This is a genomic window from Kineococcus rugosus, assembly GCF_050871975.1.
In the GTDB taxonomy this organism is placed as follows: Bacteria; Actinomycetota; Actinomycetes; order Actinomycetales; family Kineococcaceae; genus Kineococcus.
In genome coordinates this window covers 21,354-45,635 of sequence record NZ_JBJLSJ010000028.1, presented here as the reverse complement: position 1 = coordinate 45,635, position 24,282 = coordinate 21,354, and the positions used below count along the sequence as shown (strand labels likewise).

The 24,282-nt window shown below is 74.9% G+C and carries 21 protein-coding genes and 1 pseudogene; 10 read left to right on the top strand and 12 right to left on the bottom strand.

Annotated features, from left to right (window positions below):
- A complete protein-coding gene (locus ACRYM6_RS16140) occupies positions 1-336 on the top strand; it encodes an antitoxin (protein WP_432543903.1) in 336 nt (111 codons plus the stop codon).
- 159 nt (positions 337-495) lie between these two features.
- Here ACRYM6_RS16140 and miaB read toward each other — a convergent pair whose 3' ends face one another.
- Entirely contained in the window at positions 496-2,004 is a 1,509-nt protein-coding gene (miaB, locus tag ACRYM6_RS16135) for a tRNA (N6-isopentenyl adenosine(37)-C2)-methylthiotransferase MiaB (RefSeq protein ID WP_432543902.1), read from the bottom strand.
- Positions 2,005-2,143: 139 nt separating this feature from the next.
- Between miaB and ACRYM6_RS16130 the strand changes: the two genes are divergently transcribed.
- The 4 genes from ACRYM6_RS16130 (at position 2,144) to ACRYM6_RS16115 (ending at position 5,534) form a co-directional block, all read left to right on the top strand.
- Positions 2,144-2,926, top strand: a complete 783-nt coding sequence (locus ACRYM6_RS16130) for an amino acid ABC transporter ATP-binding protein (protein ID WP_432543901.1) — start codon at positions 2,144-2,146, stop codon at positions 2,924-2,926.
- 97 nt (positions 2,927-3,023) lie between these two features.
- Positions 3,024-3,944 carry a glutamate ABC transporter substrate-binding protein gene (locus tag ACRYM6_RS16125; protein ID WP_432543900.1) on the top strand — a complete coding sequence of 307 codons (921 nt, stop codon included), beginning with the start codon at positions 3,024-3,026 and terminating at the stop codon, positions 3,942-3,944.
- An 85-nt stretch (positions 3,945-4,029) separates the two neighbouring features.
- Positions 4,030-4,704: an amino acid ABC transporter permease gene (locus tag ACRYM6_RS16120; RefSeq protein ID WP_432543899.1), complete on the top strand. Its 675-nt coding sequence runs from the start codon at positions 4,030-4,032 to the stop codon at positions 4,702-4,704.
- The gene (locus tag ACRYM6_RS16115; RefSeq protein ID WP_432543898.1) at positions 4,701-5,534 is read left to right on the top strand and encodes an amino acid ABC transporter permease; all 834 of its coding nucleotides are present in this window, start codon (positions 4,701-4,703) and stop codon (positions 5,532-5,534) included. The genes ACRYM6_RS16120 and ACRYM6_RS16115 overlap by 4 nt, the downstream gene beginning before the upstream one ends.
- A gap of 2 nt (positions 5,535-5,536) precedes the next feature.
- Here the strand turns inward: ACRYM6_RS16115 and ACRYM6_RS16110 are convergent, their stop codons facing one another.
- From ACRYM6_RS16110 to recA, 3 genes are all read right to left on the bottom strand, one after another.
- On the bottom strand, positions 5,537-5,830 hold the full coding sequence (locus ACRYM6_RS16110; RefSeq protein WP_432543897.1) for a putative quinol monooxygenase: 294 nt from the start codon (positions 5,828-5,830) through the stop codon (positions 5,537-5,539).
- A gap of 9 nt (positions 5,831-5,839) precedes the next feature.
- The gene (locus tag ACRYM6_RS16105) at positions 5,840-6,274 is read right to left on the bottom strand and encodes a regulatory protein RecX (RefSeq protein WP_432543932.1); all 435 of its coding nucleotides are present in this window, start codon (positions 6,272-6,274) and stop codon (positions 5,840-5,842) included.
- A gap of 83 nt (positions 6,275-6,357) precedes the next feature.
- Positions 6,358-7,398: a recombinase RecA gene (gene recA, locus ACRYM6_RS16100; protein ID WP_432514004.1), complete on the bottom strand. Its 1,041-nt coding sequence runs from the start codon at positions 7,396-7,398 to the stop codon at positions 6,358-6,360.
- A 206-nt stretch (positions 7,399-7,604) separates the two neighbouring features.
- Between recA and ACRYM6_RS16095 the strand changes: the two genes are divergently transcribed.
- Both ACRYM6_RS16095 and ACRYM6_RS16090 read left to right on the top strand, forming a co-directional pair.
- Positions 7,605-8,579: an SMP-30/gluconolactonase/LRE family protein gene (locus ACRYM6_RS16095; protein ID WP_432543896.1), complete on the top strand. Its 975-nt coding sequence runs from the start codon at positions 7,605-7,607 to the stop codon at positions 8,577-8,579.
- Positions 8,576-9,115, top strand: coding sequence for a DinB family protein (locus ACRYM6_RS16090; protein ID WP_432543895.1), 540 nt, complete (start codon positions 8,576-8,578; stop codon positions 9,113-9,115). Before ACRYM6_RS16095 ends, ACRYM6_RS16090 begins: the two co-directional genes overlap by 4 nt.
- Position 9,116: 1 nt before the next feature.
- On the opposite strand, the gene ACRYM6_RS16085 is transcribed toward ACRYM6_RS16090, so the two are convergent.
- A complete protein-coding gene (locus ACRYM6_RS16085; protein ID WP_432543894.1) occupies positions 9,117-9,344 on the bottom strand; it encodes a DUF3046 domain-containing protein in 228 nt (75 codons plus the stop codon).
- 54 nt (positions 9,345-9,398) lie between these two features.
- Between ACRYM6_RS16085 and ACRYM6_RS16080 the strand changes: the two genes are divergently transcribed.
- The gene (locus ACRYM6_RS16080) at positions 9,399-14,102 is read left to right on the top strand and encodes an ATP-dependent helicase (RefSeq protein WP_432543893.1); all 4,704 of its coding nucleotides are present in this window, start codon (positions 9,399-9,401) and stop codon (positions 14,100-14,102) included.
- Between the two features lie 3 nt (positions 14,103-14,105).
- Positions 14,106-14,993, top strand: a complete 888-nt coding sequence (locus ACRYM6_RS16075) for a DNA-formamidopyrimidine glycosylase family protein (RefSeq protein ID WP_432543892.1) — start codon at positions 14,106-14,108, stop codon at positions 14,991-14,993.
- A gap of 289 nt (positions 14,994-15,282) precedes the next feature.
- On the opposite strand, the pseudogene ACRYM6_RS16070 reads toward ACRYM6_RS16075, so the two are convergent.
- From ACRYM6_RS16070 to ACRYM6_RS16045, 6 genes and pseudogenes are all read right to left on the bottom strand, one after another.
- A pseudogene (locus ACRYM6_RS16070) lies at positions 15,283-15,519 on the bottom strand (helix-turn-helix domain-containing protein); the annotation flags it as partial.
- Positions 15,520-15,670: 151 nt separating this feature from the next.
- Positions 15,671-16,189: a CinA family protein gene (locus ACRYM6_RS16065; RefSeq protein WP_432543891.1), complete on the bottom strand. Its 519-nt coding sequence runs from the start codon at positions 16,187-16,189 to the stop codon at positions 15,671-15,673.
- Positions 16,186-16,761 (bottom strand): CDP-diacylglycerol--glycerol-3-phosphate 3-phosphatidyltransferase, encoded by a 576-nt coding sequence (gene pgsA / locus ACRYM6_RS16060; RefSeq protein ID WP_432543890.1) that lies wholly within the window; start codon positions 16,759-16,761, stop codon positions 16,186-16,188. Before pgsA ends, ACRYM6_RS16065 begins: the two co-directional genes overlap by 4 nt.
- Positions 16,762-16,777: 16 nt before the next feature.
- Entirely contained in the window at positions 16,778-18,244 is a 1,467-nt protein-coding gene (gene rimO / locus ACRYM6_RS16055; RefSeq protein ID WP_432543889.1) for a 30S ribosomal protein S12 methylthiotransferase RimO, read from the bottom strand.
- Positions 18,245-18,300: 56 nt separating this feature from the next.
- Entirely contained in the window at positions 18,301-19,170 is an 870-nt protein-coding gene (locus tag ACRYM6_RS16050; protein WP_432543888.1) for an NYN domain-containing protein, read from the bottom strand.
- Between the two features lie 74 nt (positions 19,171-19,244).
- A complete protein-coding gene (locus ACRYM6_RS16045) occupies positions 19,245-22,064 on the bottom strand; it encodes an FtsK/SpoIIIE family DNA translocase (RefSeq protein WP_432543887.1) in 2,820 nt (939 codons plus the stop codon).
- A gap of 141 nt (positions 22,065-22,205) precedes the next feature.
- On the opposite strand from ACRYM6_RS16045, the gene ACRYM6_RS16040 reads away from it, so the two are divergent.
- Positions 22,206-23,369: a heparan-alpha-glucosaminide N-acetyltransferase domain-containing protein gene (locus ACRYM6_RS16040; RefSeq protein WP_432543886.1), complete on the top strand. Its 1,164-nt coding sequence runs from the start codon at positions 22,206-22,208 to the stop codon at positions 23,367-23,369.
- 10 nt (positions 23,370-23,379) lie between these two features.
- On the opposite strand, the gene ACRYM6_RS16035 is transcribed toward ACRYM6_RS16040, so the two are convergent.
- Entirely contained in the window at positions 23,380-24,249 is an 870-nt protein-coding gene (locus ACRYM6_RS16035; protein WP_432543885.1) for a hypothetical protein, read from the bottom strand.
- Positions 24,250-24,282 lie beyond the last annotated feature (33 nt).

Genomic DNA, 24,282 nt, shown 5'->3' with positions numbered 1-24,282 from the left:
GTGACCGTGGGCACGATGAACTACCTCAAGGGCAAGCTGGGCGAGGCCGCGGACCAGGCGAAGGAGATTGCCGACCAGGCCCGCGGGAGGGCTGGCACGTTCGCGGCCGAGCACTCCGGCCGGGCGGACGGGGCGATCGGCAAGGCCGGGCAGTTCCTGAACTCGCGGACCGACGGCAAGTACGCCGACAAGGTGTCCCGGGTCGCCGACTTGGCCCGCAAGGGCGTCGACCGGGCGGCCGAGCAGGCGCCCCCGACGACGACGCCGGACGGCGGCACCCCGATGCGCGGCGGCACCACCACCGACGGGACGCCGATGACGGGACCGGTCCGGTGACGATCCCGACGCCTCCGCCGGTGCCGGCCCCGCCGACCCCCGTCCCGCACCCCGGTCAGCCCGGGGAGCCGCCGGTGCCCGACCCGGGCCCGACGCCGGGGCCGGACCCCGTGCCGGACCCCTCGGTCCCGCCGTCGAAGTGACGGCCCGGGCGCGGCCTCAGGGCCGGCGGCGCAGCGACGGCATCCCGAGCCCCACGGGCCGGGGGCCGTCGGCCTGCTCCTCCACCGGGCGAGCCTGCCGGGCCTCCCACGCGTCGCCCGCGCGGGTGCGGCGCACCGCGAACGCGCCGAGGTCGTCGGCCTCGAGGTAGTGCGGGGCCCCGCGGGTGACGTGCACCGTGGCGACGTCACCCGGGCGCAGCGCGGTGCCCTCGGGCACCGCGAAGTGCACGAGGCGGTTGTCGGGGGCCCGCCCGGACAGGCGCCGGGTCGCGGCGTCCTTGCGGCCCTCCCCCTCGGCGACCAGGACCTCCAGCGTCCGCCCGACCTGGGCCTGGTTCTCCTCGTAGGTGATGCGGTCCTGCAGCGCGGTGAGCCGCTCGTACCGCTCCTGGACGACGTGCTTGGGGATCTGGTCGCCCATCGTCGCGGCCGGGGTCCCCGGCCGCGGGGAGTACTGGAAGGTGAAGGCGCTGGAGAAGCGGGCCTGCTCCACGACGTGCAGGGTGTCCTCGAAGTCGGCGTCGGTCTCCCCGGGGAAGCCGACGATGATGTCGGTGGTGATCGCCGCGTCGGGGATGCGGGAGCGGACGCCGTCGATGATGCCGAGGAACCGGGACTGCCGGTAGGAGCGGCGCATCGCCTTCAGCACCCGGTCCGACCCCGACTGCAGCGGCATGTGCAGGCTCGGCATGACGTTCGGCGTCTCGGCCATGGCCTCGATGACGTCGTCGGTGAAGCTGGAGGGGTGCGGGCTGGTGAAGCGGACCCGCTCCAGCCCCTCGATGCCGCCGGTGGCGCGCAGCAGCTTGCCGAAGGCCAGGCGGTCGCCGAACTCGACGCCGTAGGTGTTGACGTTCTGCCCCAGCAGGGTGACCTCGAGGACCCCCTCGCCGACGAGGGCCTCGACCTCGGCCAGGACGTCGCCGGGGCGGCGGTCCTTCTCCTTGCCGCGCAGGGCCGGGACGATGCAGAACGTGCAGGTGTTGTTGCAGCCGACCGAGATGCTCACCCACGCCGCGTAGGGCGACTCGCGGCGCGTGGGCAGCGTGGAGGGGAACGTCTCCAGCGACTCGAGGATCTCGACCTGGGCCTCGGCGTTGTGCCGGGCGCGCTCGAGCAGGACGGGCAGCGAGCCGACGTTGTGGGTGCCGAAGACGACGTCGACCCACGGCGCCTTGCGGACGATCTCGCCGCGGTCCTTCTGCGCCAGGCAGCCGCCGACGGCGATCTGCATGCCCGGGCGCCGCTCCTTGACGGGGGCGAGGTGGCCGAGGTTGCCGTAGAGCTTGTTGTCGGCGTTCTCGCGCACGGCGCACGTGTTGAACACGACAACGTCGGGCTCGACCGGCGCCTGCGCGCCGGCCTCGTCGAACCGGACGTACCCCGCGTCCTCCAGCAGGCCCGACAGCCGCTCGGAGTCGTGGACGTTCATCTGGCAGCCGAAGGTGCGCACCTGGTACGTGCGCGGGGTGCCGGTCTGCGGGGAGTCGGTCGTCGTGCTCATCACACCCCAGTCTAGGTCGTGCCCGGCGTCCCGGTTCCGCTCCCGCCGGGACGGGCCGCCATCACTTTCGGATCACGATGTCGTCACCTGCGTGGCGGTCCGGTGGACACGGTGAGCACCTCCTGTACGGTCCAGCGGCATGAGTGACCACGTGCAGGCCCCTCACCCGTCACCGACGACGGGCCGTCGTCCCCTCGTCCGCCTCGAGGGCGTGCAGAAGCACTTCGGCGCCCTGCACGTCCTCAAGGACATCGACCTGACCATCGCCGAGGGCGAGGTCGTCGTCGTCATCGGCCCGTCGGGCTCGGGCAAGTCGACGCTGTGCCGCACGATCAACCGGCTGGAGACGATCGACTCCGGCCGCATCACCATCGACGGCAAGGACCTGCCCGCCGAGGGCAAGGACCTGGCGCGGCTGCGCGCCGACGTCGGGATGGTCTTCCAGTCCTTCAACCTCTTCGCGCACAAGACGGTCAAGGAGAACGTGACGCTGGGGCCGGTGAAGGTGCGGGGCAAGTCGTCCTCCGACGCCGGCAGGCGCGCCGACGCGCTGCTGGAGCGGGTGGGCGTGTCCTCCCAGGCCGGCAAGTACCCGGCGCAGCTGTCCGGCGGTCAGCAGCAGCGTGTCGCCATCGCCCGGGCGCTGGCGATGGACCCCAAGGTCATGCTCTTCGACGAGCCGACCTCGGCGCTGGACCCGGAGATGATCAACGAGGTGCTCGACGTCATGACCGGGCTCGCCCGCGAGGGCATGACGATGGTCGTGGTCACCCACGAGATGGGCTTCGCCCGTCGGGCCGCCGACCGCGTGGTCTTCATGGCCGACGGCCAGATCCTCGAGGACACCGACCCCGAGACGTTCTTCACCGCACCGAAGCACGCGCGCGCCCAGGACTTCCTCTCGAAGATCCTCACCCACTGACCCACCCGCCGACCCACTCGCTGATCCAGCCACGCATCGGGGCCACGGATCCAGCACCGACCCAGCAGTGCCACTGCGATCGAGGAGACCAGACCCCGTGAAGAACGTCAGAAACGTCGTGCTGGCCGGTGCCGCCACGGCCGTCCTCGCCCTCACCGCGTGCGGTCAGGAGGGCTCCCCGGAGACCAGCAGCGGCGGCGGCTCGACCTCCGGCGGGACGCCGGCAGCGGCACCCACCTACGCCGTCGCGACGGGCGTGACCCTGGAGGGCAGCCCGACCTTCGAGAAGATCACCTCGGCCGGCAAAGTCACGATCGGCGTGAAGGCCGACCAGCCCGGCATCGGGCAGAAGGACGCCGGGTCCGGGGAGTACGCCGGGTTCGACATCGAGATGGCCAAGCTGATGGCCGCGAAGCTGGGGCTGAGCCCGGACAAGATCGAGTTCGTCGAGACCGTCTCGGCCAACCGCGAGCCGTTCCTGCAGCAGGGCACGGTCGACATGGTCATCGCCTCGTACACGATCAACGACAAGCGCAAGGAGGTCGTCGACTTCGCCGGCCCCTACTACGTGGCCGGTCAGGACCTGCTCGTGCGGGCCGACGAGTCGGAGATCACCGGGCCGGACTCGCTCGCGGGCAAGAAGGTCTGCTCGGTGGAGGGCTCGACGCCTGCCACGCGCATCCGCGACGAGTACCCCGACGCCGACCTGGTCACCTTCGACGCCTACTCCAAGTGCGTGGAGCAGCTGACCTCCAACGCGGTGGACGCCGTCACCACCGACGACGCGATCCTGCGCGGGTACGCCGCTCAGCAGCCCGACGCCTTGAAGGTCGTGGGCGAGCCGTTCAGCGAGGAGCCGTACGGCATCGGCCTGCCCAAGGGCGACACGGCCATGCGCAACGCGCTGAACGACGCGATCGAGGCCGCCGTCACCGACGGCGACTGGAAGAAGGCCTACGACTTCACCCTCGGCGGCAGCGGCACCGACCCCGAGCCGCCCACGGTCGACCGCTACTGAGGCACCCCGTCCGGGGTCCGCGACAGCGCGGGCCCCGGACGTCGCCGTTCCGGCTCCACCCACCAGGACACAGCAAGGAGCTGACGTGCAGGTCATCGTCGACAACCTCGACGTGTTCGGTCGCGGGGTGTGGGGGACGGTCACCCTCTTCTTGTGGGCGACCCTGGGTTCCCTGGTCCTCGGGACGATCCTCGCGGTGTTCCGCATCTCCCCCAGCGCCGCGCTGCGCGCGTTCGGCAGCACCTACGTCAGCGTCTTCCGGAACACGCCGCTGACGCTGATCATCGTCTTCTGCGTGTTGTGCCTGCCGACCCTGGGCATCACGTTCGGGGTCGGCACCGCGACGCAGTACCGCCTGTACGCCATCCTGGCTCTGGTGGCCTACACCTCGACGTTCGTGTGCGAGGCGGTGCGCTCCGGGATCAACACCGTTCCGGTGGGGCAGGCCGAGGCGGCCCGCGCGATCGGGCTGCCGTTCACCGGGGTGCTGCGGCTGGTAGTGCTGCCGCAGGCTTTCCGCGCGGTCGTCCCGCCGCTGGGCAGCGTCTTGAACGCGCTGCTGAAGAACACGTCGGTGGCCTCCGCGGCCAGCAACTTCGAGCTGATCTCTGCGCTGCGCAACCTCGTCGAGCAGAACGGCAACGCCGTGATCTCCGTGCTGATCGGCATCACCGTCGCCTACATGCTGCTGGCCGGGGTGCTCTTCGCCGGTGTCGGCCTGCTGGAACGGTCCCTCTCGCGCAACGGAGCCCGCGCATGAGCCAGGTCCTGTACGACGCCCCCGGCCCGCGGGCCCGGCGGCTGAACCACGTCCTGACGGTCGTGGGGGTCGCGCTGTTCGCCGCAGTGGTGGCGGTGGTGGTGTGGCGGCTGAACGGGGCGGGGCAGTTCACCCCCTCGAAGTGGAACCCCTTCGCCTACACCGACATCCAGCGCGCGCTGTTCGGGGCGTGGTGGCGGACGATGACGGTGGCCTTGATGGCCATCGCGCTGTCGATCGTCCTCGGCGCGGTGCTGGCGAGCCTCCGGCTGTCGTCGGCCAAGGCGTTGCGCTGGGTCGCCTACGGGATGATCCAGCTGTTCCGGGCCCCGCCGGTCCTGCTGCTGATGTTCTGGTTCTTCTACGCCGGCAACGGGAACATCCCGATCTACTGGTGCGGCGTGCTCGGCCTGACCATCTACAACGGCGCGTTCATCGCCGAGATCCTGCGCGCCGGCGTCGAGGCGCTGCCCAAGGGGCAGAAGGAGGCGGGCCTGGCGATCGGGCTCACCGAAGGTCAGGTGCTGTGGACGATCCAGCTGCCGCAGGCGGTGCGCTCGATGCTGCCGTCGCTGGTCTCGCAGATCGTGGTGATCCTCAAGGACACGGCGCTGATCTACATCGTCGGCTTCACCGAGCTGCTGCGCTGGGGCACGCAGCTCGGGTCGCAGTACTTCAACCTGATCCCGGCGATGATCGTGATCGCCGTGGTCTACGTGGGGACGAACATGGTCATCGCCGGGGTCGCGAAGGTCATCGAGCGGCGCATGACGAGGAAGACCGCGACCAAGACCGCGGCCGTCCAGGTCTACGACGCCACCGCTGTCTGAGCTCAGATGTCGTCGCGGACCGTGTACAGCGTGAGCTTGCGGTCCGCGACGATCGTCCCCAGCCGGGACGCCCCCTCGGGGGTGGCGCGGAAGGCCCGGTAGGCGTCGTCGTTCTCGACCGACTCCCAGCGCTCGACGATGGAGACGTGCCGCTCGTCGGCGTTGTCGAAGAGCACCTCGCAGCCGAGGTTCCCCTCGAACGCGCGGGTCGCCTCGAGGGTCTCGGTGAGGATGGCCGGGGCCTGGGCGACGCCCTCGGCCGTGAGGGTCAGTTCCAGGATCGCGATGGTGGTCACGGACGCAACCTACGCCTGACCGTCGAGCTCCTCGCGGACGACCCGCAGCACGACGTCGGTGGGGAACCCGCGCCGGGTGAGCATCCCGAACAGCCGGCGCTCCCGGACCGCGCGCTCCAGCCCCACCGTGGAGCGCAGCTTGCGCCGCACGAGGTCCCGGGCGGCGTCGGTCTGGGTGTCGTGGTCGACGGTCTCGAGGGCCTCCTGGGCGGTCTCGTCGTCGACGCCCTTGCGCCGCAGCTCCTGGGCCAGCGCCCGCCGGCCGCGACCCACGCTGCGCGAGCGCACCCAGCCTTCCGCGAACGCGCGGTCGTCGACGAGACCGACCTCCTCGAACCGGTCGAGCACCTCCACGGCGATGTCGGCCGGGACCTCCCGGGCGGCCATCTTCTCCGCCAGCTGCGCGCGGGTCCGCGGCGCCATGGTCAGCTGCCGCAGGGCGATCGCCCGGGCGACCTCGCGCGGGTCGGCCTCCCGGTCCGGGTTCTCGTCCGGACCGGGAGGGACCTGCTCACGCTGGCGACGGCTCAGAAGTCGACCTTCTCGTCGGCCTCGGCCGGGGCGTCCATCCGGGCGCCGATGCCGAGCTTCTCCTTGATGCGCTTCTCGATCTCGTCGCCGAGGTCGGGGTTGTCGCGCAGGAAGGCGCGGGCGTTCTCCTTGCCCTGACCGAGCTGGTCGCCCTCGTAGGTGTACCAGGCCCCGGACTTGCGCACGAAGCCGTGCTCGACGCCGAGGTCGATGAGCCCACCCTCGCGGGAGATGCCCTGGCCGTAGATGATGTCGAACTCGGCCTGCTTGAACGGCGGGGAGACCTTGTTCTTGACGACCTTGACGCGGGTCCGGTTGCCGACGGGGTTCGTCCCGTCCTTCAGCGTCTCGATCCGGCGGACGTCCAGGCGCACCGAGGCGTAGAACTTCAGCGCCTTGCCGCCCGTCGTCGTCTCCGGGGAGCCGAACATGACGCCGATCTTCTCGCGCAGCTGGTTGATGAAGATCGCCGTGGTGCCGGAGTGGTTCAGCGCACCGGTGATCTTGCGCAGGGCCTGCGACATCAGGCGGGCCTGCAGGCCGACGTGGCTGTCACCCATCTCGCCCTCGATCTCGGCCTTGGGCACCAGGGCCGCGACGGAGTCGATGACGATGATGTCGAGGGCGCCGGAGCGGATCAGCATGTCCGCGATCTCCAGCGCCTGTTCACCGGTGTCGGGCTGGGAGACCAGCAGCGCGTCGGTGTCGACGCCCAGCTTGGCCGCGTAGTCGGGGTCGAGGGCGTGCTCGGCGTCGATGAACGCCGCGATGCCGCCCTTGCGCTGGGCGTTCGCCACGGCGTGCAGCGCGACGGTCGTCTTCCCGGACGACTCCGGGCCGTAGATCTCCACGACACGACCGCGCGGCAGGCCGCCGATGCCGAGGGCGACGTCCAGGGCGATGGCCCCGGTCGGGATGACCTCGATGGGCGGGCGGACGTCGTCGCCCAGCCGCATGACCGAGCCCTTGCCGAAGTTCTTGTCGATCGCGGCGAGCGCGGCGTCGAGGGCCTTCTCGCGGTCCGCAGGAGCGGGCATGTCTCCACCTCGTGGTCTGGATCTGGTCTGGATCGGACTGACTCGGGGAACGTTAGAGCCGACCTCCGACACGACCCCGCGACGGCGTGGGCCTGTGGACGGATCGACCGTTCCAACCTCCTGTGGACCCCCCGATCGTATCCGTACACCTGTTCGAACCCAAGTCGCCGCGGCCCCGGTGTGTCGGGATCACTAGGGTGCTCGGTGTGACGCAGACGTCCCCCACGGTCCTCGACCCGCGCGGCGCCGGGCTGCTGCCCGCCGGCGCCGCCCTCGAACGCCTCGGCTCGGGCAGCACCTGGGCCGAGGGGCCGGTCTGGCTCCCCACCGAGCGGGCCGTGGTCTTCAGCGACATCCCCGGCGACCGCGTGCTGCGCTGGGAGGAGTCCAGCGGCGTCGACGGCGGCCTGACCGTCCACCGCGCGGGGGTGGAGTTCACCAACGGCCGCACGCTCGACCACGAGGGCCGGGTCGTCGCCTGCTCGCACGGGCGCCGCGCCGTCGAGCGCACCGGGGCCGACGGCACCACCGGCGTCCTGGTCGACCGCTTCGGCGACCGGCGCCTCAACTCCCCCAACGACGTCGTCGTCGCCTCCGACGGAGCGATCTGGTTCACCGACCCGCCGTACGGCATCTCCGTCGCCGTCGAGGGGCACGAGGGGTTCCGCGAGTACGGGGACAACTTCGTCTTCCGGCTCGACCCCGCCACCGGTGACCTGCGCGTGGTCGTCACCGACGTCGAGGAGCCCAACGGGCTGGCCTTCTCCCCCGACGAGTCCCTGCTCTACGTCGCCGACACCTCCGCCGCGCCCACCCCGGGCAACGGCACCCACCGGCTCATCCGGGTCTACGACGTGCTCACCGGGGTACGCGGCGGCCGGGGCCCGGACGCCGTCCCCTCCGGACCCGTGGTCAAGAACGGCCGGGTCTTCGTGGAGGTCGACCGGGGCCTGGCCGACGGGTTCCGGGTCGACACCGCCGGCAACGTCTGGACGTCCAACGGGGACGCCGTGACCGTCTTCGCCCCCGACGGCACCCGGCTGCTCGAGGTCGTCGTCGGGGAGGTCGTCGCCAACGTCTGCTTCGGCGGCGAGCGCGGCACCGACCTGTTCGTCGCGGCCTCCACGAGCCTGTACCGCCTGCGGACGACCGCCGTCGGCGCGGGGCTGTGGTGGCTGTGACGGGTCCCGGGCCCGCGGGCTTCACGGCCCCCGCCGCCCCGCAGCGGGACGAGGCCCCGTACCTCGGCGACGAGCGCTCCACCCTGGAGGGATTCCTGGAGTACCACCGGACCACGTTCGCGCGGAAGGTCGAGGGGCTGACCGCCGAGCAGCTGCGCCGGCGCTCCGTCGAGCCGTCGTCGATGTCGCTGCTGGGGCTGGTCCGGCACCTGGCCGACGTCGAGCGCGGGTGGTGGCAGGCCGGGGTGGCCGGCGAGGACGTCCACCCGCGCTACTCCTCACCGGCCGACCCCGACGGCGAGTTCGACCGCGTCGAGGACGCCGACCCCGCGCACGACCTGGCCGAGCTCGCCACCCAGCAGGACCTCGCCCGGGCGGTCCTGGCCTCGCACGACCTCGACGACACCTTCGAGCACCGGCGGCAGGGCACGACGAGCGTGCGCTGGGTCCTGGCCCACCTCGTCGAGGAGTACGCCCGGCACAACGGGCACGCCGACCTGCTGCGGGAGCGGGTCGACGGGGCCACCGGGGAGTAGGTCAGCCCCGCTTCGGCGGCCTCGGGTCCTTGCCGAGGCGCCGCGCGGCCGGCACGTCCATGGCGTCGCACAGCGCCAGCCAGACGGCCTTGGGCTCGACCCCGGCCTCCAGCGCCTGCCCGGCGGTCCGGTCGTCGAGGGCCATCAGGTGCTGGTCGGCCACGAGCGAACGGCCGTAGGCGTCCCCGAACTCGTCGGTGACCAGGGTCCAGAACTCGCTGACTCGCACCGGCACAGGGTGCCACGCCGGGCACGTGTCGGAGCCGGGTGGTCTCATGACCGGATGAGCCCGGAGCCCACCCCCGAACCCAGCGCGCAGGAGGTCCTGGGCCGCTTCTCCGAGGCCACCCGCGCGTGGTTCACCGGCGCGTTCGACGCCCCCACCCCCGCCCAGGTCGGCGCCTGGGACGCCGTCAGCCGCGGCCAGCACGCCCTCGTCGTGGCCCCCACCGGGTCGGGCAAGACGCTGTCGGCGTTCCTGTGGGCCCTGGACGGCCTGGCCGGTGAGCCGGTCCCGGAGGACAAGGACCACCGCTGCCGCGTCCTGTACGTCTCGCCCCTGAAGGCGCTGGCCGTCGACGTCGAGCGGAACCTGCGCTCGCCGCTGACCGGCATCCGGCAGGCCGCGCAGCGGCTCGGGCTGCCCGTGCCCGAGGTGCGCGTCGGCGTGCGCTCGGGGGACACCTCCACCGAGGAGCGGCGCGGGTTCACCCGCACCCCGCCGGACGTGCTCATCACCACCCCCGAGTCGCTCTTCCTGCTGCTGACGTCGAAGGCCCGCGAGCAGCTGCGCGGGGTGCGCACCGTCGTGCTCGACGAGGTGCACGCCATGGCCGGGTCCAAGCGCGGGGCGCACCTGGCGGTGTCGCTGGAACGGCTGGACGCCCTGGTGGCGGCGGCCGGCGGGGAGCCCACCCAGCGCGTCGGGCTGTCCGCCACGGTCCGGCCGGTGCGCACCGTCGCGGAGTGGGTCTCCGGCGGCCGGCCCGTGACGGTCGTGCAGCCGCCCTCGACGAAGGAGTTCGACCTCGAGGTCGTCGTGCCCGTCGAGGACATGAGCGAGCTCGACAACTCCGGCCGGGGCGCCGAGGACCCCGACGACCTGACGGGCCAGGCGGCGGGCAACCCCCGCCGGGCCAGCATCTGGCCGCACGTCGAGGAGCGCATCGTCGACCTCGTCGCCGACCACCGCTCGACCCTGGTGTTCTCGAACTCGCGGCGGCTGTCCGAGCGGCTGACGGCGCGGCTCAACGAGATCTGGGACGAGCGGCTGAACCCCGACGCCGAGCAGGACGCCCCGGCGGCGGCACCCGCCGAGTTCATGGGGCAGGCCGGCGCCGGCGCCGGCAAGCCCCCCGTGCTGGCCCGCGCCCACCACGGCTCGGTGTCGAAGGAGCAGCGCTCGCTCATCGAGGAGGACCTCAAGGCGGGCCGGCTGCCCGCGGTCGTCGCGACCTCCAGCCTGGAGCTCGGGATCGACATGGGCGCCGTCGACCTCGTCGTGCAGGTCGAGTCCCCGCCCAGCGTCGCCAGCGGCCTGCAGCGCGTGGGCCGCGCGGGCCACCAGGTCGGCGCGGTCTCCCGCGGCGTGCTGTTCCCGAAGTTCCGCGGGGACCTGCTGCAGACGGCCGTCGTCGTCGAGCGCATGCGCGACGGCCGGATCGAGGAGCTGCGGGTCCCCGCCAACCCGCTCGACGTGCTGGCCCAGCAGATCGTGGCGATGGTCGCGATGGACGAGTGGACGGTGCCGGACCTGCTGGCGCTGGCCCAGCGCGCCGCGCCGTTCGCGACGCTGTCGCGGCCGGTCCTCGACGCCGTGCTCGACATGCTCTCGGGCCGCTACCCCAGCGACGAGTTCGCCGAGCTGCGCCCGCGGCTGGTGTGGGACCGCGTCACCGACACCCTCACCGGGCGCCCCGGCGCGCAGCGGCTGGCCGTCACCAGCGGCGGGACGATCCCCGACCGGGGGCTCTTCGGCGTGTTCCTGGCCTCCGGCGAGGGACCGGGACGGCGGGTCGGGGAGCTCGACGAGGAGATGGTCTACGAGTCGCGGGTGGGCGACGTCATCACGCTGGGGTCCTCGGCGTGGCGGGTCGAGGACATCACCCACGACCGGGTCCTGGTCACCCCGGCCCCCGGCCAGCCCGGCCGGCTCCCGTTCTGGCACGGCGAGGCCCTGGGCCGGCCGGCCGAGCTGGGCCGCGCCCTCGGCGAGTTCGTCCGCGAGCTCGGGTCCCTCGACGGGGGCTTCGGCGGCGACGCGGCGCGGGAGCGGGTCCGGGCCGCCGGTCTGGACGACTGGGCGACGGGCAACCTGCTGACGTACCTGACCGAGCAGCAGGCCGCGACGCGGCACGTCCCCGACGACCGGACGATCGTCGTCGAGCGGTTCCGCGACGAGCTCGGCGACTGGCGCGTCTGCATCCACTCCCCCTTCGGCGGGCAGGTCCACTCCCCGTGGGCGCTGGCGCTGGGCGCGCGCATGCGCGAGCGGTTCGGCGTCGACGTGCAGGCCATGCCCGCCGACGACGGGATCGTCCTGCGCCTGCCCGACCTCGACCTGCCGGAGGGCCAGGCCCCGGACGTGGCCGACCTGGTGGCGCTGGAGGCCGACGAGGTCGCCGACCTCGTGACGGCCGAGATCGGCGGGTCGGCGCTGTTCGCGTCGCGGTTCCGCGAGTGCGCGGCGCGGGCGCTGCTGCTCCCCCGCCGCCAGCCCGGCCGCCGCCAGCCGCTGTGGCAGCAGCGCCAGCGCGCCGCCTCGCTGCTGCAGGTCGCCAGCCGGTTCGCGAGCTTCCCGATCGTCCTGGAGACGGTGCGCGAGTGCCTGTCCGACGTCTTCGACGTCACGGGGCTGGAGCAGCTCATGCGCGACCTCGCCGCGCGCACGGTCCGGGTCGTGGAGGTCGAGTCGCCGCAGCCGTCGCCGTTCGCGCGGGGGCTGATGTTCGGGTACGTCGCGCAGTTCCTCTACGAGGGCGACTCCCCGCTGGCCGAGCGCCGGGCCGCGGCGCTCGCCCTCGACCCGAGCCTGCTCGCCGAGCTCCTCGGCCGCGGGGAGGGCGCCGCGCTGCGGGACCTGCTGGACCCCGAGGCGGTGCAGCGCACCGAGGACGAGCTGCAGCGCCTCGTCGAGGAGCGCAAGTCCACCGACGCCGAGGACGTCGCCGACCTGCTGCGCGTGCTGGGGCCGCTGACGACCGCCGAGGTCGCGGCCCGCAGCACCGCCGACCCGGCCCGCTGGCTGGTGGGCCTGGAGGAGGCGCGGCGGCTGATCCGGGTGCGCATCGCCGGTGAGGAGCACTGGGCCGTCATCGAGGACGCCGGCCGGCTGCGCGACGGGCTGGGCACTCCCCTGCCCGTCGGCATCCCGGAGGCGTTCACCGAGCCGGTCGCCGACCCGCTGGCGGAGCTGCTCGGCCGGTTCGCGCGGACCCGGGGGCCGTTCACCGTGACCGAGGCCGCGGCCCGGTTCGGGGTGGGGCGCGCTGTCGCGCACGAGGCGCTGCGCCGGTTGCAGGCCGTGGGCCGGGTGGTGGAGGGCGAGCTGCGGCCCGGTGGGACGGGGCTGGAGCTGTGCGACGCCGACGTGCTGCGGATCCTGCGGCGGCGGTCGCTGGCGGCGCTGCGCGCCGACGTCGAACCGGTGCCGCCGCGGGACCTGGCCCGCTTCCTGCCCGCCTGGCAGGGCGTCAGCACCGGTCTGCGGCAGCGCGTGCGCGGCGTCGACGGGGTCCTGCGCGCGGTGGAGCAGCTCGCCGGGGCGGTCGTGCCCGCGAGCGCCCTGGAGCCGCTGGTGCTGGCCTCCCGCGTCGAGGGGTACTCCCCGTCGATGCTCGACGAGCTCACCGCGGCCGGGGAGGTCGTGTGGTCCGGGCACGGGGCGCTGCCCGGTGACGACGGCTGGGTCTCGCTGCACCCGGCCGACCTGGCGCCGCTGACGCTGCCGGACCCGGGCGAGTCGGAGGTGGACGTCGACACCGAGCTGCACCGGGCGGTGCTGGACGCGCTCGGCGGGGGCGGGGCGTACTTCTTCCGCGCGCTGTCCGACGCGGTGGGCTCCACCGACGACACCGGTCTGACGACGGTGCTGTGGGACCTGGTGTGGGCCGGGCGGCTGACCAACGACACCCTGGCGCCGCTGCGCAACCGCCTCGGCGGCCGGGGGGCGCACAAGCCGCGGGCCGCCGCGCCGCGCAGCCGGTACGCGCGCCCGGCGCGGGCGCGGGGGGTGCGTCGGGTGGAGCTGCCCTCCCGCAGCGGGCCGCCGTCGGCTGCCGGCCGCTGGTCGCTGCTGCCGCAGGTCGAGACCGACGCGACGGTGCGCGCGCACGCCAGCGCCGAGGTGCTGCTGGACCGGCACGGGGTCCTGACCCGCGGGGCGGTCGGCAGCGAGCGGGTCCCGGGCGGTTTCGCCGCCGTGTACAAGGTGCTGTCGGCGTTCGAGGAGGCCGGCCGGGCCCGGCGGGGGTACTTCGTCGAGGGGCTGGGCGCCTCGCAGTTCGCGACCGCCGGAGCGGTGGACCGCCTGCGGGACAGCGCGAGGCCGGTGGGCGGGGCGAGCCCGTCGCAGCGTCGCGGCCAGGACCGGGACACCGGGCCGGGGGCGCTGGTGCTGGCGGCGACCGACCCGGCGAACCCGTACGGGGCGGCGCTGCCGTGGCCGGAGCGTCCCGCGGCGACCGAGGGCGCGACGGGGCACCGCCCGGGGCGCAAGGCGGGCGCGCTGGTGGTCCTCGTCGACGGCGAGCTGGTCCTGTACGTCGAGCGCGGCGGCCGGTCGGTGCTGTCGTGGACGGCGGAGGAGGCGGTCCTGCAGGCCGCGGCCGACGTGCTCGCGCTGGCCGTCCGCGAGGGCGTCCTGGGGCGGCTGACGGTCGAGAAGGCCGACGGCAGCGGGGTGCTGGTGGCGGACTCGCCGCTGGGGAAGGCGCTGGAGGCCGCGGGTTTCCACGCCACGCCGCGGGGCCTGCGGATCCGGAGCTGAGGGGTGCCCGAGGGGGACGTGGTCTGGCGCACGGCGCGGCGGCTGGACCGGGCGCTGACCGGGCGCGCGCTCCTGTCCAGCGACCTGCGGTGGCCGAGCCTGGCCACGGTCGACCTGTCGGGGCGGGTGGTGCTGGGGACGGTCAGCGCGGGCAAGCACCTGCTGACCCGGGTCGCCGCCGGTGGGGACGACCCGCCGCTGACGCTGCACAGCCACCTGCGGATGGAGGGGTCCTGGTTCGTCGAGCGCACCGGGGACCCGCGGGGGCGGCGGTCGGCGTCGGGGACGCGCGCGGTGCTGGCGACGGCGGAGTGGACGGCGGTCGGCCACAAGCTCGGGATGCTGGACCTCGTGCCCACCGACGGTGAGCACGAGCTCGTCGGGCACCTGGGCCCGGACCTGCTGGGGCCGGGCTGGGACCCCGCCGAGGCCGAGCGCCGGCTCACCGGGGACCCGGACCGCGAGCTGGGGGCGGCGCTGCTGGACCAGCGGGTCCTGGCGGGCGTGGGGACCTTCTACATGGCCGAGGCGTGCTTCCTGGCCCGGCTGACCCCGTGGGCGCCGGTGTCGCAGGTGGCGGACCCGGCGGCGTTCGTGGCGCTCGTCCACCGGCTGCTGGACCTGAACAAGGAGCGGGCCGACCAGGTCACGACGGGCGACCTGCGGCGGGGGCGGAAGAACTTCGCGCACGCGCGCTCGGGCCTGCCGTGCCTGCGGTGCGCCGGGACGGTCCGCGTCGCGCCGATCGGGCCGCCCCCGCAGGACCGCACCGCCTTCTACTGCCCGGGGTGCCAGCGCGGTCCGGCCCCGACGGACGACGGCCGCCCGCAGCGCCCCCTGGGCAGCTCCGGACGGCCGGGCGTGGGCAGGTCCTACCGGACCCGCCGCTGAGTCAGGCGGCCGAGACGAGGCGGCGCCGGACGATGAGCTCGAGCTCCTCGGGCAGGCCCTCGAGCTCGACCGCGAACTCGCGGCTGGGCACCTCGGCGAGCGCGGAGTCGATGGCGTGGTCGACCACGGAGTCGACGGCCTGCTCGACGAGGGTGTCGAGGTCGGTGTCCAGCTCGGGGGTGAGGTCGCCGGCCGTCTCGACGGCGGGGGCGTCGGCCACCGGGCGCTGGGGCTCGGGGGCCGGGGCGGGGACGATGCCCTCGGCGGCGTACCGGCGACGGGTCGCCGGGCCCTCCTCGACGGCGATGCGGCGGGTCACCTCGCCCAGGACCTGCGAGAGCGGGACGTCGAGCGCGGTGCAGATCGAGGCGAGGAGCTCGCTGGAGGCTTCCTTCTGGCCGCGCTCGACCTCGCTGAGGTACCCGAGGGAGACCCGTGCGGTGGAGGACACCTCACGCAGGGTCCGCTGCTGACCGCGCCGTTCATCGCGCAGCACGTCACCGATCGTCCGGCGGAGCACGACCATGCGGCGGCCTCCCTCAGGGAGTCGAGGTGGCAGTCCGCGCAGGACCGGACGGTTGTCCGAGACGGCTCGGTGGCTGCCGGTAGTGGAACCACTACCGTACCCCGGCCGGGGCGCGGAGGTGGTGGTGGGAGCAGAGTTGCGCACGTCTGGCTCAACTCCCGGACGGGCCGTCCTGTTCCTCGGCCCGCGCCGGGCGGTCGGCCAGCGCCGCGGCGACGGCGGCCAGGGCGGCCCGGACGGTCTCGCGCCGGATGCGCGCGCGGTCCCCGGTCAGGGCCAGCCGCACGTGCCGGGCCCCGCCGGGCAGCCACGGCGCGGCCACGCCCAGGAAGACCGTCCCGGCGTCGAACCCGTCGGCCGGGCCGGGACCGGCGACGCCCGTCGTGGCGACGCCGAGGTCGGCCCCCAGCCGGGCGCGGGCGCCGCGGGCCATCTCCTCGGCCACGAACGCGTCCACCGGGCCGGTGCGGGCCAGCGCGTCGGCCGGCACCCCCAGCAGCGCGGTCTTCAGCTCGGTGGCGTAGGCCACGACCCCGCCGCGGACGACCGCGGAGGCCCCCGGCACGTCCACGAGGGTCGCGCACAGCAGCCCGCCGGTGAGGGACTCGGCGGTGGCGACGTGCACCCGCGCGGCGGTCAGCGCGGCCACGACGTCCGGCGCGGACGTCACGGGCGCAGCAGCTTCGCCCCGGCCACCACGTACGCCCAGGCGCTCCAGAGGGTCAGGACGACGGCGACGCCCATGACGGCCAGGCACACCGGGTCCAGCGCGGCCGGCAGCGGCAGCACGAACAGCCCCACGGCGATCGTCTGGACGACGGTCTTGATCTTGCCGCCCTTGGCGGCGGGGATGACGCCGCGGCGGATGACGAGGAAGCGCAGCAGCGTGACGAGCAGCTCGCGGGCCAGGATGACGATCGTCATCCACCACCACAGCCGCCCCTGCAGGGACAGCACGACCAGCCCGGCCCCGATGAGCGCCTTGTCGGCGATCGGGTCGGCGATCTTGCCGAAGTCGCTGACGACCTCCCAGCGACGGGCCAGGTGCCCGTCGTAGCGGTCGGTGATGCTGGCGGCGACGAAGACGGCCGAGGCGGCCAGCCGCCACCGCCAGTTCGTGCCGCCGTCCGCGGCCAGGAACCAGACGAACAGCGGGACGAAGACCAGCCGCAGGACGGTCAGGGCGTTGGGCACGTGCCCGCGGTGCAGGCCCAGCCGGTCGGACCCTGTCCTGGTGCTCACGGCTCGATCTCCATCCTCAGACCGTAGCCCCCACCAGTGGTTCGGCGAGCAGGTCGGCGCCGGCGACGCCCGTGACCCGGGCGCGCACGAGGTCGCCGACCGCGACCGTGGAGCCCGGCGGGAGGTCCAGCTCGGTCTCGCCGTCGACGTCGGGGCCCTGGTGGGCGGCGCGGCCGACGACGTGCGGGTCGCCGTCCTCGTCGACGACCGACTCCACGAGCACCTCGACGACCTCGCCGAGGCGTTCCTCGGCGCGCTGGGCGACGAGCTCCTCCACGAGGCGGGTCACCCGGTCCAGGCGGGCCGCGACGACCTCCTCGGGGTGCTTGCCGTCGAGCCCCTCGGCCTCGGTGCCGTCCTCGTCGGAGTACCCGAACACCCCGACGACGTCGAGGCGGGCCCTCTCGAGGAAGGAGCACAGCTCGTCGAGGTCGGCCTCGGTCTCGCCGGGGAACCCGACGATGACGTTGGACCGGATCCCGGCGGTCGGGAAGCGCTCGCGCACCTGGTCCAGCAGGGCCAGGAACGCCTCGGTGCTGCCGAAGCGGCGCATGCGGCGCAGCACGTCCGGCGCGGAGTGCTGGAAGGACAGGTCGAAGTAGGGGACGACGCCGGGGGTGCCGGTGAGCGCGTCGAGCAGACCGGGGCGGACCTCGGCCGGCTGCAGGTAGGACACCCGGACGCGCTCGATGCCCTCGACGGCCGCGACCCGCGGCAGCAGCGCCTCCAGGGCCCGCAGGTCCCCGAGGTCCTTGCCGTAGGAGGTGGTGTTCTCCGAGACGAGGAACACCTCCTTGACGCCCTGCTCGGCCAGCCACCGCGTCTCGGCGAGGACCTCGTCGGCGGGCCGGGAGACGAACGAGCCGCGGAAGGCGGGGATGGCGCAGAAGGTGCAGCGGCGGTCGCAGCCGGCGGCGATCTTCACCGGCGCCCACGGGCCCGAGCCCAGGCGGCGGCGCACGACGCGCGGCCCGCTGGCGGGGGCGACGCCCTCGGGCAGGTCGGGCGCGGCGGCCAGGGCGGCGGCGCGGGCGGCCTGCCGGTCCACGGGCGCCAGCGGCAGCAGCGAGCGCCGGTCGCGCGGCACGTGGGACTGCGGCTTCTCCCCGTGCAGGATCGCCTCGAGGTGGGAGGACAGGTCGCCGTAGGAGTCGAAGCCGAGGACCGCGTCGGCCTCGGGCAGGGACCGGGCGAGGTCCTCGCCGTAGCGCTCGGCCATGCAGCCCACGGCCACGACGGCCCGCGTGCGGCCGGCCTCCTTGAGGTCCGCGGCGGCCAGCACGGTGTCGATGGAGTCCTTCTTGGCCTGCTCCACGAACCCGCAGGTGTTCACGACGGCCACGTCGGCGCCGTCGGCGTCGTCGACGAGGGTCCAGCCGGCGTCGGCGAGCCGTCCGGCGAGTTCTTCGGAGTCGACGTCGTTGCGGGCGCAGCCGAGCGTCACGAGCGCGACGGACCGCTGCTGTCCGGGGAGGGGAGGCACCTCCCCAGGGTACGGCCCGGGCGGCCGGCGACGGGCCGTCCGGCCGGGGCCCGGCCTCAGGCGCTGCGGGCCCGCTGGGGGTGGGCGACCGGGGCGCGGCCGACCTCGCCGACCTCGGGGGCCGCCGGCCGGGGGGCGTCCTCGGGTCCGGGCGGGGCGTCGGGTGCGGTGCGCGCCAGCCCCTCGGCCGCGGCCGCGGGGGCCTCGGGCGGCGACGCCGGCTGCTCCAGCGGCGCGGAGTCCTCCAGCAGCGCGCGCATGGGCCGGGTGGGGCGGAACCAGCCGCCGTCGGGGGGCAGCGCCGTCAGGCGGGTGCGCCCGAGCGTGACCTGGAAGGCGCCGGGGACGTCCTCGAGGTCGACGAACTCGATGTGCGGGGACTCCTGGGCGTACCCGGCGACCTCGGCGAAGGAGAGCACCACGACGCGGACCCCGGCGCGGTGCAGCTCCTCCAGGGGGGCCAGGAAGTTGCGGCCGTCGCCGCTGGCGACGACGACCCGGCGCAGCCGGTGCGAGGCCCGCCGGGAGGCGATGTGCTGGAGCATCGCGTCGTCGACGTCGTCCTCGGGGAGCACCTTGGGGCGGGCGAACACCGCGTACCCGAAGCTGCGCAGCGCCTCGATCCAGCCGCGCAGCGACACCGCGCTGGCGGGGTGGACGTTGGTGAACACGCAGCCCTCGACCTCGTGGTCGCCGGCCTCGGACAGGAACCAGCGGGCGATGGCGTCGAAGCGGGGGCGGTCGGAGGACGCGGGGCGGGACCCCAGGATCGAGGACAGCGTCATGTCGATGTTCGGCGCGTCCCAGACCAGGAGGTCCAGGTCGCGCCGCTCGGCCTCCCGGCGCTCGGTGGGGCGCTCGGGGGGCCGGTCCGGGGACCGTTCGCTGGACGACCGGACCGGCTCATGGGGTCGGGGCGCGTCCATGACTCAAAGTTACACGGAGAGTCACCGGAATGCGACAGACTGCTCGCTCTCCGTGACGTGTCGCTCCCGGCGCCTCAACGCCGGTCGAGCAGCTCCCAGGCGTCCTCCCCGCCGTCGACCTCGACGACCTCCGGCTCCCCCACCGGGTCCATCGCCACCGGCGGCTCCTCGCCGCGCATGAGCGCCAGCGCGCCGGGCAGGTCCTCCGGGCGCACCAGCACGTCGCGGGCCTTGGACCCCTCGCTCGGCCCCACGACTCCCCGCGACTCCAGCAGGTCCATCAGCCGGCCCGCCTTGGCGAATCCGACCCGCAGCTTGCGCTGCAGCATCGACGTCGACCCGAACTGCGTCGTCACCACCAGCTCGGCGGCCTGCAGCAGGACGTCGAGGTCGTCGCCGATCTCCTCGTCCACCTGCTTCTTCTGCGCCGTCACCACCACGTCGTCGCGGTACACCGGCTGCAGCTGCGACTTCACGTGCGAGACGACGGCCTCGATCTCGCTCTCGGTGACCCACGCGCCCTGCACGCGCATCGGCTTGGACGAGCCCATCGGCAGGAACAGCGCGTCCCCCTGCCCGACGAGCTTCTCCGCGCCGGGCTGGTCCAGCACGACGCGGGAGTCGGCCAGCGAGCTCGTGGCGAACGCCAGCCGCGACGGCACGTTCGCCTTGATCAGGCCGGTCACGACGTCGACCGACGGCCGCTGCGTCGCCAGCACCAGGTGGATCCCCGCCGCGCGCGCCAGCTGCGTGATGCGCTGGATCGAGGCCTCCACGTCGCGGGGGGCGACCATCATGAGGTCGGCCAGCTCGTCGACGATCACCAGCAGGTACGGGTAGGGCTGCAGCACCCGCTGCGACCCCTCCGGCACCTGGACCTTGCCGGCCTTCACGGCCTTGTTGAAGTCGTCGACGTGCTTGAACCCGAACTCGGCCAGGTCGTTGTAGCGCTGGTCCATCTCCCGCACGACCCACTCCAGGGCCTCGGCGGCCTTCTTGGGGTTCGTGATGATCGGCGTGATGAGGTGCGGGATGCCCTCGTAGATCGTCAGCTCGACGCGCTTGGGGTCGACGAGCACCATCCGGACCTCGTCCGGCGTGGCCCGCATGAGGATCGAGGTGATCATCGAGTTCACGAAGCTGGACTTGCCGGCGCCGGTGGCCCCCGCGACGAGCAGGTGCGGCATCTTGGCGAGGTTGGCGACGACGAACCCGCCCTCGACGTCCTTGCCGACCCCCATGACCATCGGGTGCTCGGTCGAGGTCGCCACCTTCGAGCGCAGCACGTCGCCCAGGGAGACGGTCTCGCGGTCGGAGTTCGGGATCTCGATGCCGATGGCGGACTTGCCCGGGATCGGCGACAGGATGCGGACGTCCGCGCTGGCCACCGCGTAGGCGATGTTCTTCGACAGCTGCGTGACCCGCTCGACCTTCGTGCCCGGCCCGAGCTCCACCTCGTAGCGCGTGACCGTCGGGCCGCGGGAAAAGCCCGTGACGCGGGCGTCGATGTCGAACTGGTCCAGCACCCCGGACAGGGCCTCCACGACCCGGTCGTTGGCGGCGCTGCGCTCCTTCGGCGGCGTCCCGGGCGTCAGCGCGGCCGCCTCCGGCAGCGTGTACGTCACGTCGGGGGCGAGGGTCAGCTGCTCGATGCGCGGCGGCAGCGGCGTCGCGGGCGGCGCGACCAGGTCCTTCGGCGGCGTGGAGGGCACCGAGGCGCCGTCCACGCGGGACCCCTCCTCGAGGGCCTCGCGCACCGACGGCACGTCCGAGGCGACCGGCCGGCGCTGCCCGGGGCGCGGGCGCGCCCGGGCCTCCTCGGCCTCCTCGGCCCGCGGGGCGTCGCCGGCGACGGCGGCGTCGGTGATCGCGGCCTGCTCGAACGCCTCGTCCCCGACGCGCTCGGCGACCGGCGCGTCGTCCTTCTTCCGGCGGCGACGGGGCTTCTCGTCGGCCTCCGGGGCCGCTCCCTGGGCGCGCGCCGCCCGCTGCCGGGCCAGCGCCGTCGCCGGCAGGTCCCGCCGGCCGGCGGCCTCCTCGCGGGCCGCCTCGCGGTGCGGGTGGTGGGTCAGGCGCTCGTACGCCTCGCGCAGGCGCGAGGGGATGGCGTGCACCGGCGTGGCCGTGAGCACCAGGACGCCGAAGAAGCCCAGCAGGACCAGGATCGGGGTCGTGACCCACGGGGTCAGCGCGGTGGTGAGCGGGCCGGCCACCAGGAAGCCCAGCATCCCGCCGGAGTCGGTGACCACGCTCGCGCCCTGCGGACCCGTCGGCGCGGGCGACCCGGTGGCCAGGTGGACCAGCCCGGCGGCCGACAGCGTCAGCGCGAGGGAGCCGACGACGGCGCGCGTGGTCGTCTGGGTGTGGTCGGGGTGGCGCAGCAGGTGCACCGACAGCCCGACCAGCACGACGGGCAGCGCGAGGGCCACCTCCCCCAGCGTGCCGGCGGCGACGGTGTGGATGACCTGCCCGGCCCGGCCGGGCAGCCCCCACCACTCGCGGGCGGCGACGACGATGGCCAGCGCCAGCAGCGCGAACCCCGCGCCGTCGCGCCGCAGCTCGGGGTCGAGGTCGCGGGCACCGGTCCCGATGCGCCGCGCGGCGCCCCCGACCAGGTGCGCGCACCCCATCCAGACGGCCGTGACCGCCCGCACCGGCCAGGACGGGCCCGTCGGCTCCGGGCGGGGCGCCGGGCGACGGGCCGGGGTGCGGGCCGTGGAGCGGTTCGCCGCGGGCCGGGCCCCGGACCGCGCGGGCGCCTTGGCCGGGGCCTTGGCCGGGCTCTTGGCCCGGGACCCGTTCGCGTTCGCCTTCGTGCCACCCCGAGAACCGGTCGCCACCTTGGTGGACCCTCCCCTGCCGCTGGTCGTCCGCGTGTTCGTCCGGGTGGCCATGCGGTCACCGTACCCGGGCGCGACTGCTCCGACCGGGCGAGCACCCAGCCGGGTCCCAGCGTCCCCCCGGCGGCGTCGGGAGGGCCGCCGACACGCCGACGGGACGCCCGGGCCGGGCACCGCCCCCGGCAGACTGACCCGGTGACCCGCTCCCCCGACCGCGCCCCGGCCCGCGGCCCCGCCGCCGAGCGCGTCACCGGCGTCGACCTGGCCCGCGCCGCGGCGGTCGTCGGCATGATGGCCATCCACGTCCTGCCGGGCGAGGAGGCCCCCGGGGCCGGCGGCGTGCTGTACGCCCTCGCCCACGGCCGCGCGTCGGGGCTGTTCGCCGTGCTGGCCGGGGTCTCCCTCGGCCTGGCCACGCGCCGGGCCGCGAGCCCCGCCCAGCGCCGCGGCGCCCGCGCGGGCGTCGTCGTCCGGGGCCTGCTCGTCGCGCTCGTGGGCCTGCTGCTCGTCGACGCCGGCAGCCGCGTGGCGGTCATCCTCCCCTACTACGGGGTGGCGTTCGCGGTCGTCCTGCCGTTCCTGTGGTGGCCGGCGCGCCGGCTGGCCGTCGTCGCGGTCGGCTGGCTGGCGCTGGCCCCGCTCGTCTCCTTCGCCGTGCGCGCCGCCCAGGACCTGCAGCCGCGGTACGAGCAGCCGACGCTGGGCTGGCTGGGGCGCCCCGGGGACCTGCTGGAGGCGCTCACCCTCACCGGCTACTACCCCGTCGTCGGCTGGGCCGGGTACCTGCTGCTCGGCCTGGCGGTCTCCAGGGTCGACCTGCGCTCGCCGCGCGCGGCGCTGGGGGTGCTGGGCGCGGGGGCCGCCGCGGCCGCCGCCGCGTGGGCCGGCAGCGCGCTGCTGCTGGGCCCGGGGGGCGGGCGGGCCGTCCTTGACGGCGTCGCGGGCCCCTCCGCGGTCGACCTCGCACGGTTCTACGGCACCGTCCCCACCGACAGCCGGTGGTGGCTGGCGGTCGTCTCACCGCACTCCGGCACGCCCTTCGACCTCCTGCACACCGGCGGGACGGCGCTCGCGGTCCTCGGGGCGGCGTGCCTGCTGCCGGCCGCGGTGACCCGGTTCCTGCACCCGGTGGCGGCGGTCGGCGCGATGCCGCTGACGGTGTACACCGCCCACGTGCTCGCGCTCGCCGGCACCGACGACCAGTCGACGGGCCTGCTGGCCGCGCACGTGGCCGGGGCCCTGGTGTTCGCGACGCTCTGGCGGCGGGTGGTCGGGCGCGGGCCGCTGGAGCTCGTCGTGGGCCGCACCGCCGCGGCGGCCGCGGCCGCGGTGGCCGGGCGCCCGGCTCCCGTCGGCTGAGCCGGGCGGCTCAGTCCACCGGCTCCCCGGGCAGGTGGCGGGCGAGGTGGTCCGCGGCCGCGCGGACGTCCTCGGCGGTCTCCGGCGCCGGGTCCTCCACCAGGTGCCGCGGTGCGGGGGTGAGCGTGACCTCGACGGCCACGGAACCGGGTGCGGGGCTGGAGACCTCGCCGGTCACCTGCACCGGCTCGGGCCCGGGGAGGTGGATCGTCACCTCGCGGCGGGGGACCCGCCAGTCCTCGGGGACCTCCAGGGTGGCCGACAGCAGGCCCAGCTCGGTGGGGGCCGGCACGACCGGGACCTGCCCGGGCGGGGCGGCCGGGACCTCGCCGGGGACCTCGGCCGGGACCTCCACGGGTGCACCGGTGGCGGGGGGCGCGGGTGCGGCGACCGGGCCGCCCACCGGAGCGGGGGCGGGGGCCGGGGTGAGCGACGGCGACCGGTCCCGGCCGGCGCCGCGGGAGGCGACCGCCTCGGGGGCCGGCCCGGGGTCGGCCGGTGCCGCGTCCGCGACGGGGGTCCCGGCGGGGGCCTCGGCGACGGGCGCGGGGTCGAGCGCGGGGTCGAGCGCGGGGTCGAGCGCGGGGTCGAGCGCGGGGTCGGCCGGCGCCGGCGTCTCGGCGGTGACCGCCGGGGTGGGTGCCGGGGTGACCGCCGGGCGGGCGGGTGCGGCGACCTCGGTGCGCGAGGGGGTGGGCCGGGCCTGCACCCGCTCGGGCTGCTCGCCGGCCCGCTCGGCCGCCACGACCCCGCCGACGACGGCGACCGAGACGGTCAGCCCGGCGGCGACGACGCGCGCGGGACGGCTGCCGAGCAGGCCGCCGGTCGAGTGCCGCGGGCGGTGGGCCCTCCCGGTCCTGGGACGTCGGGGTCTGGGCACGGCGCAGAACCTAGCACCACCGCCGGGCGCGAC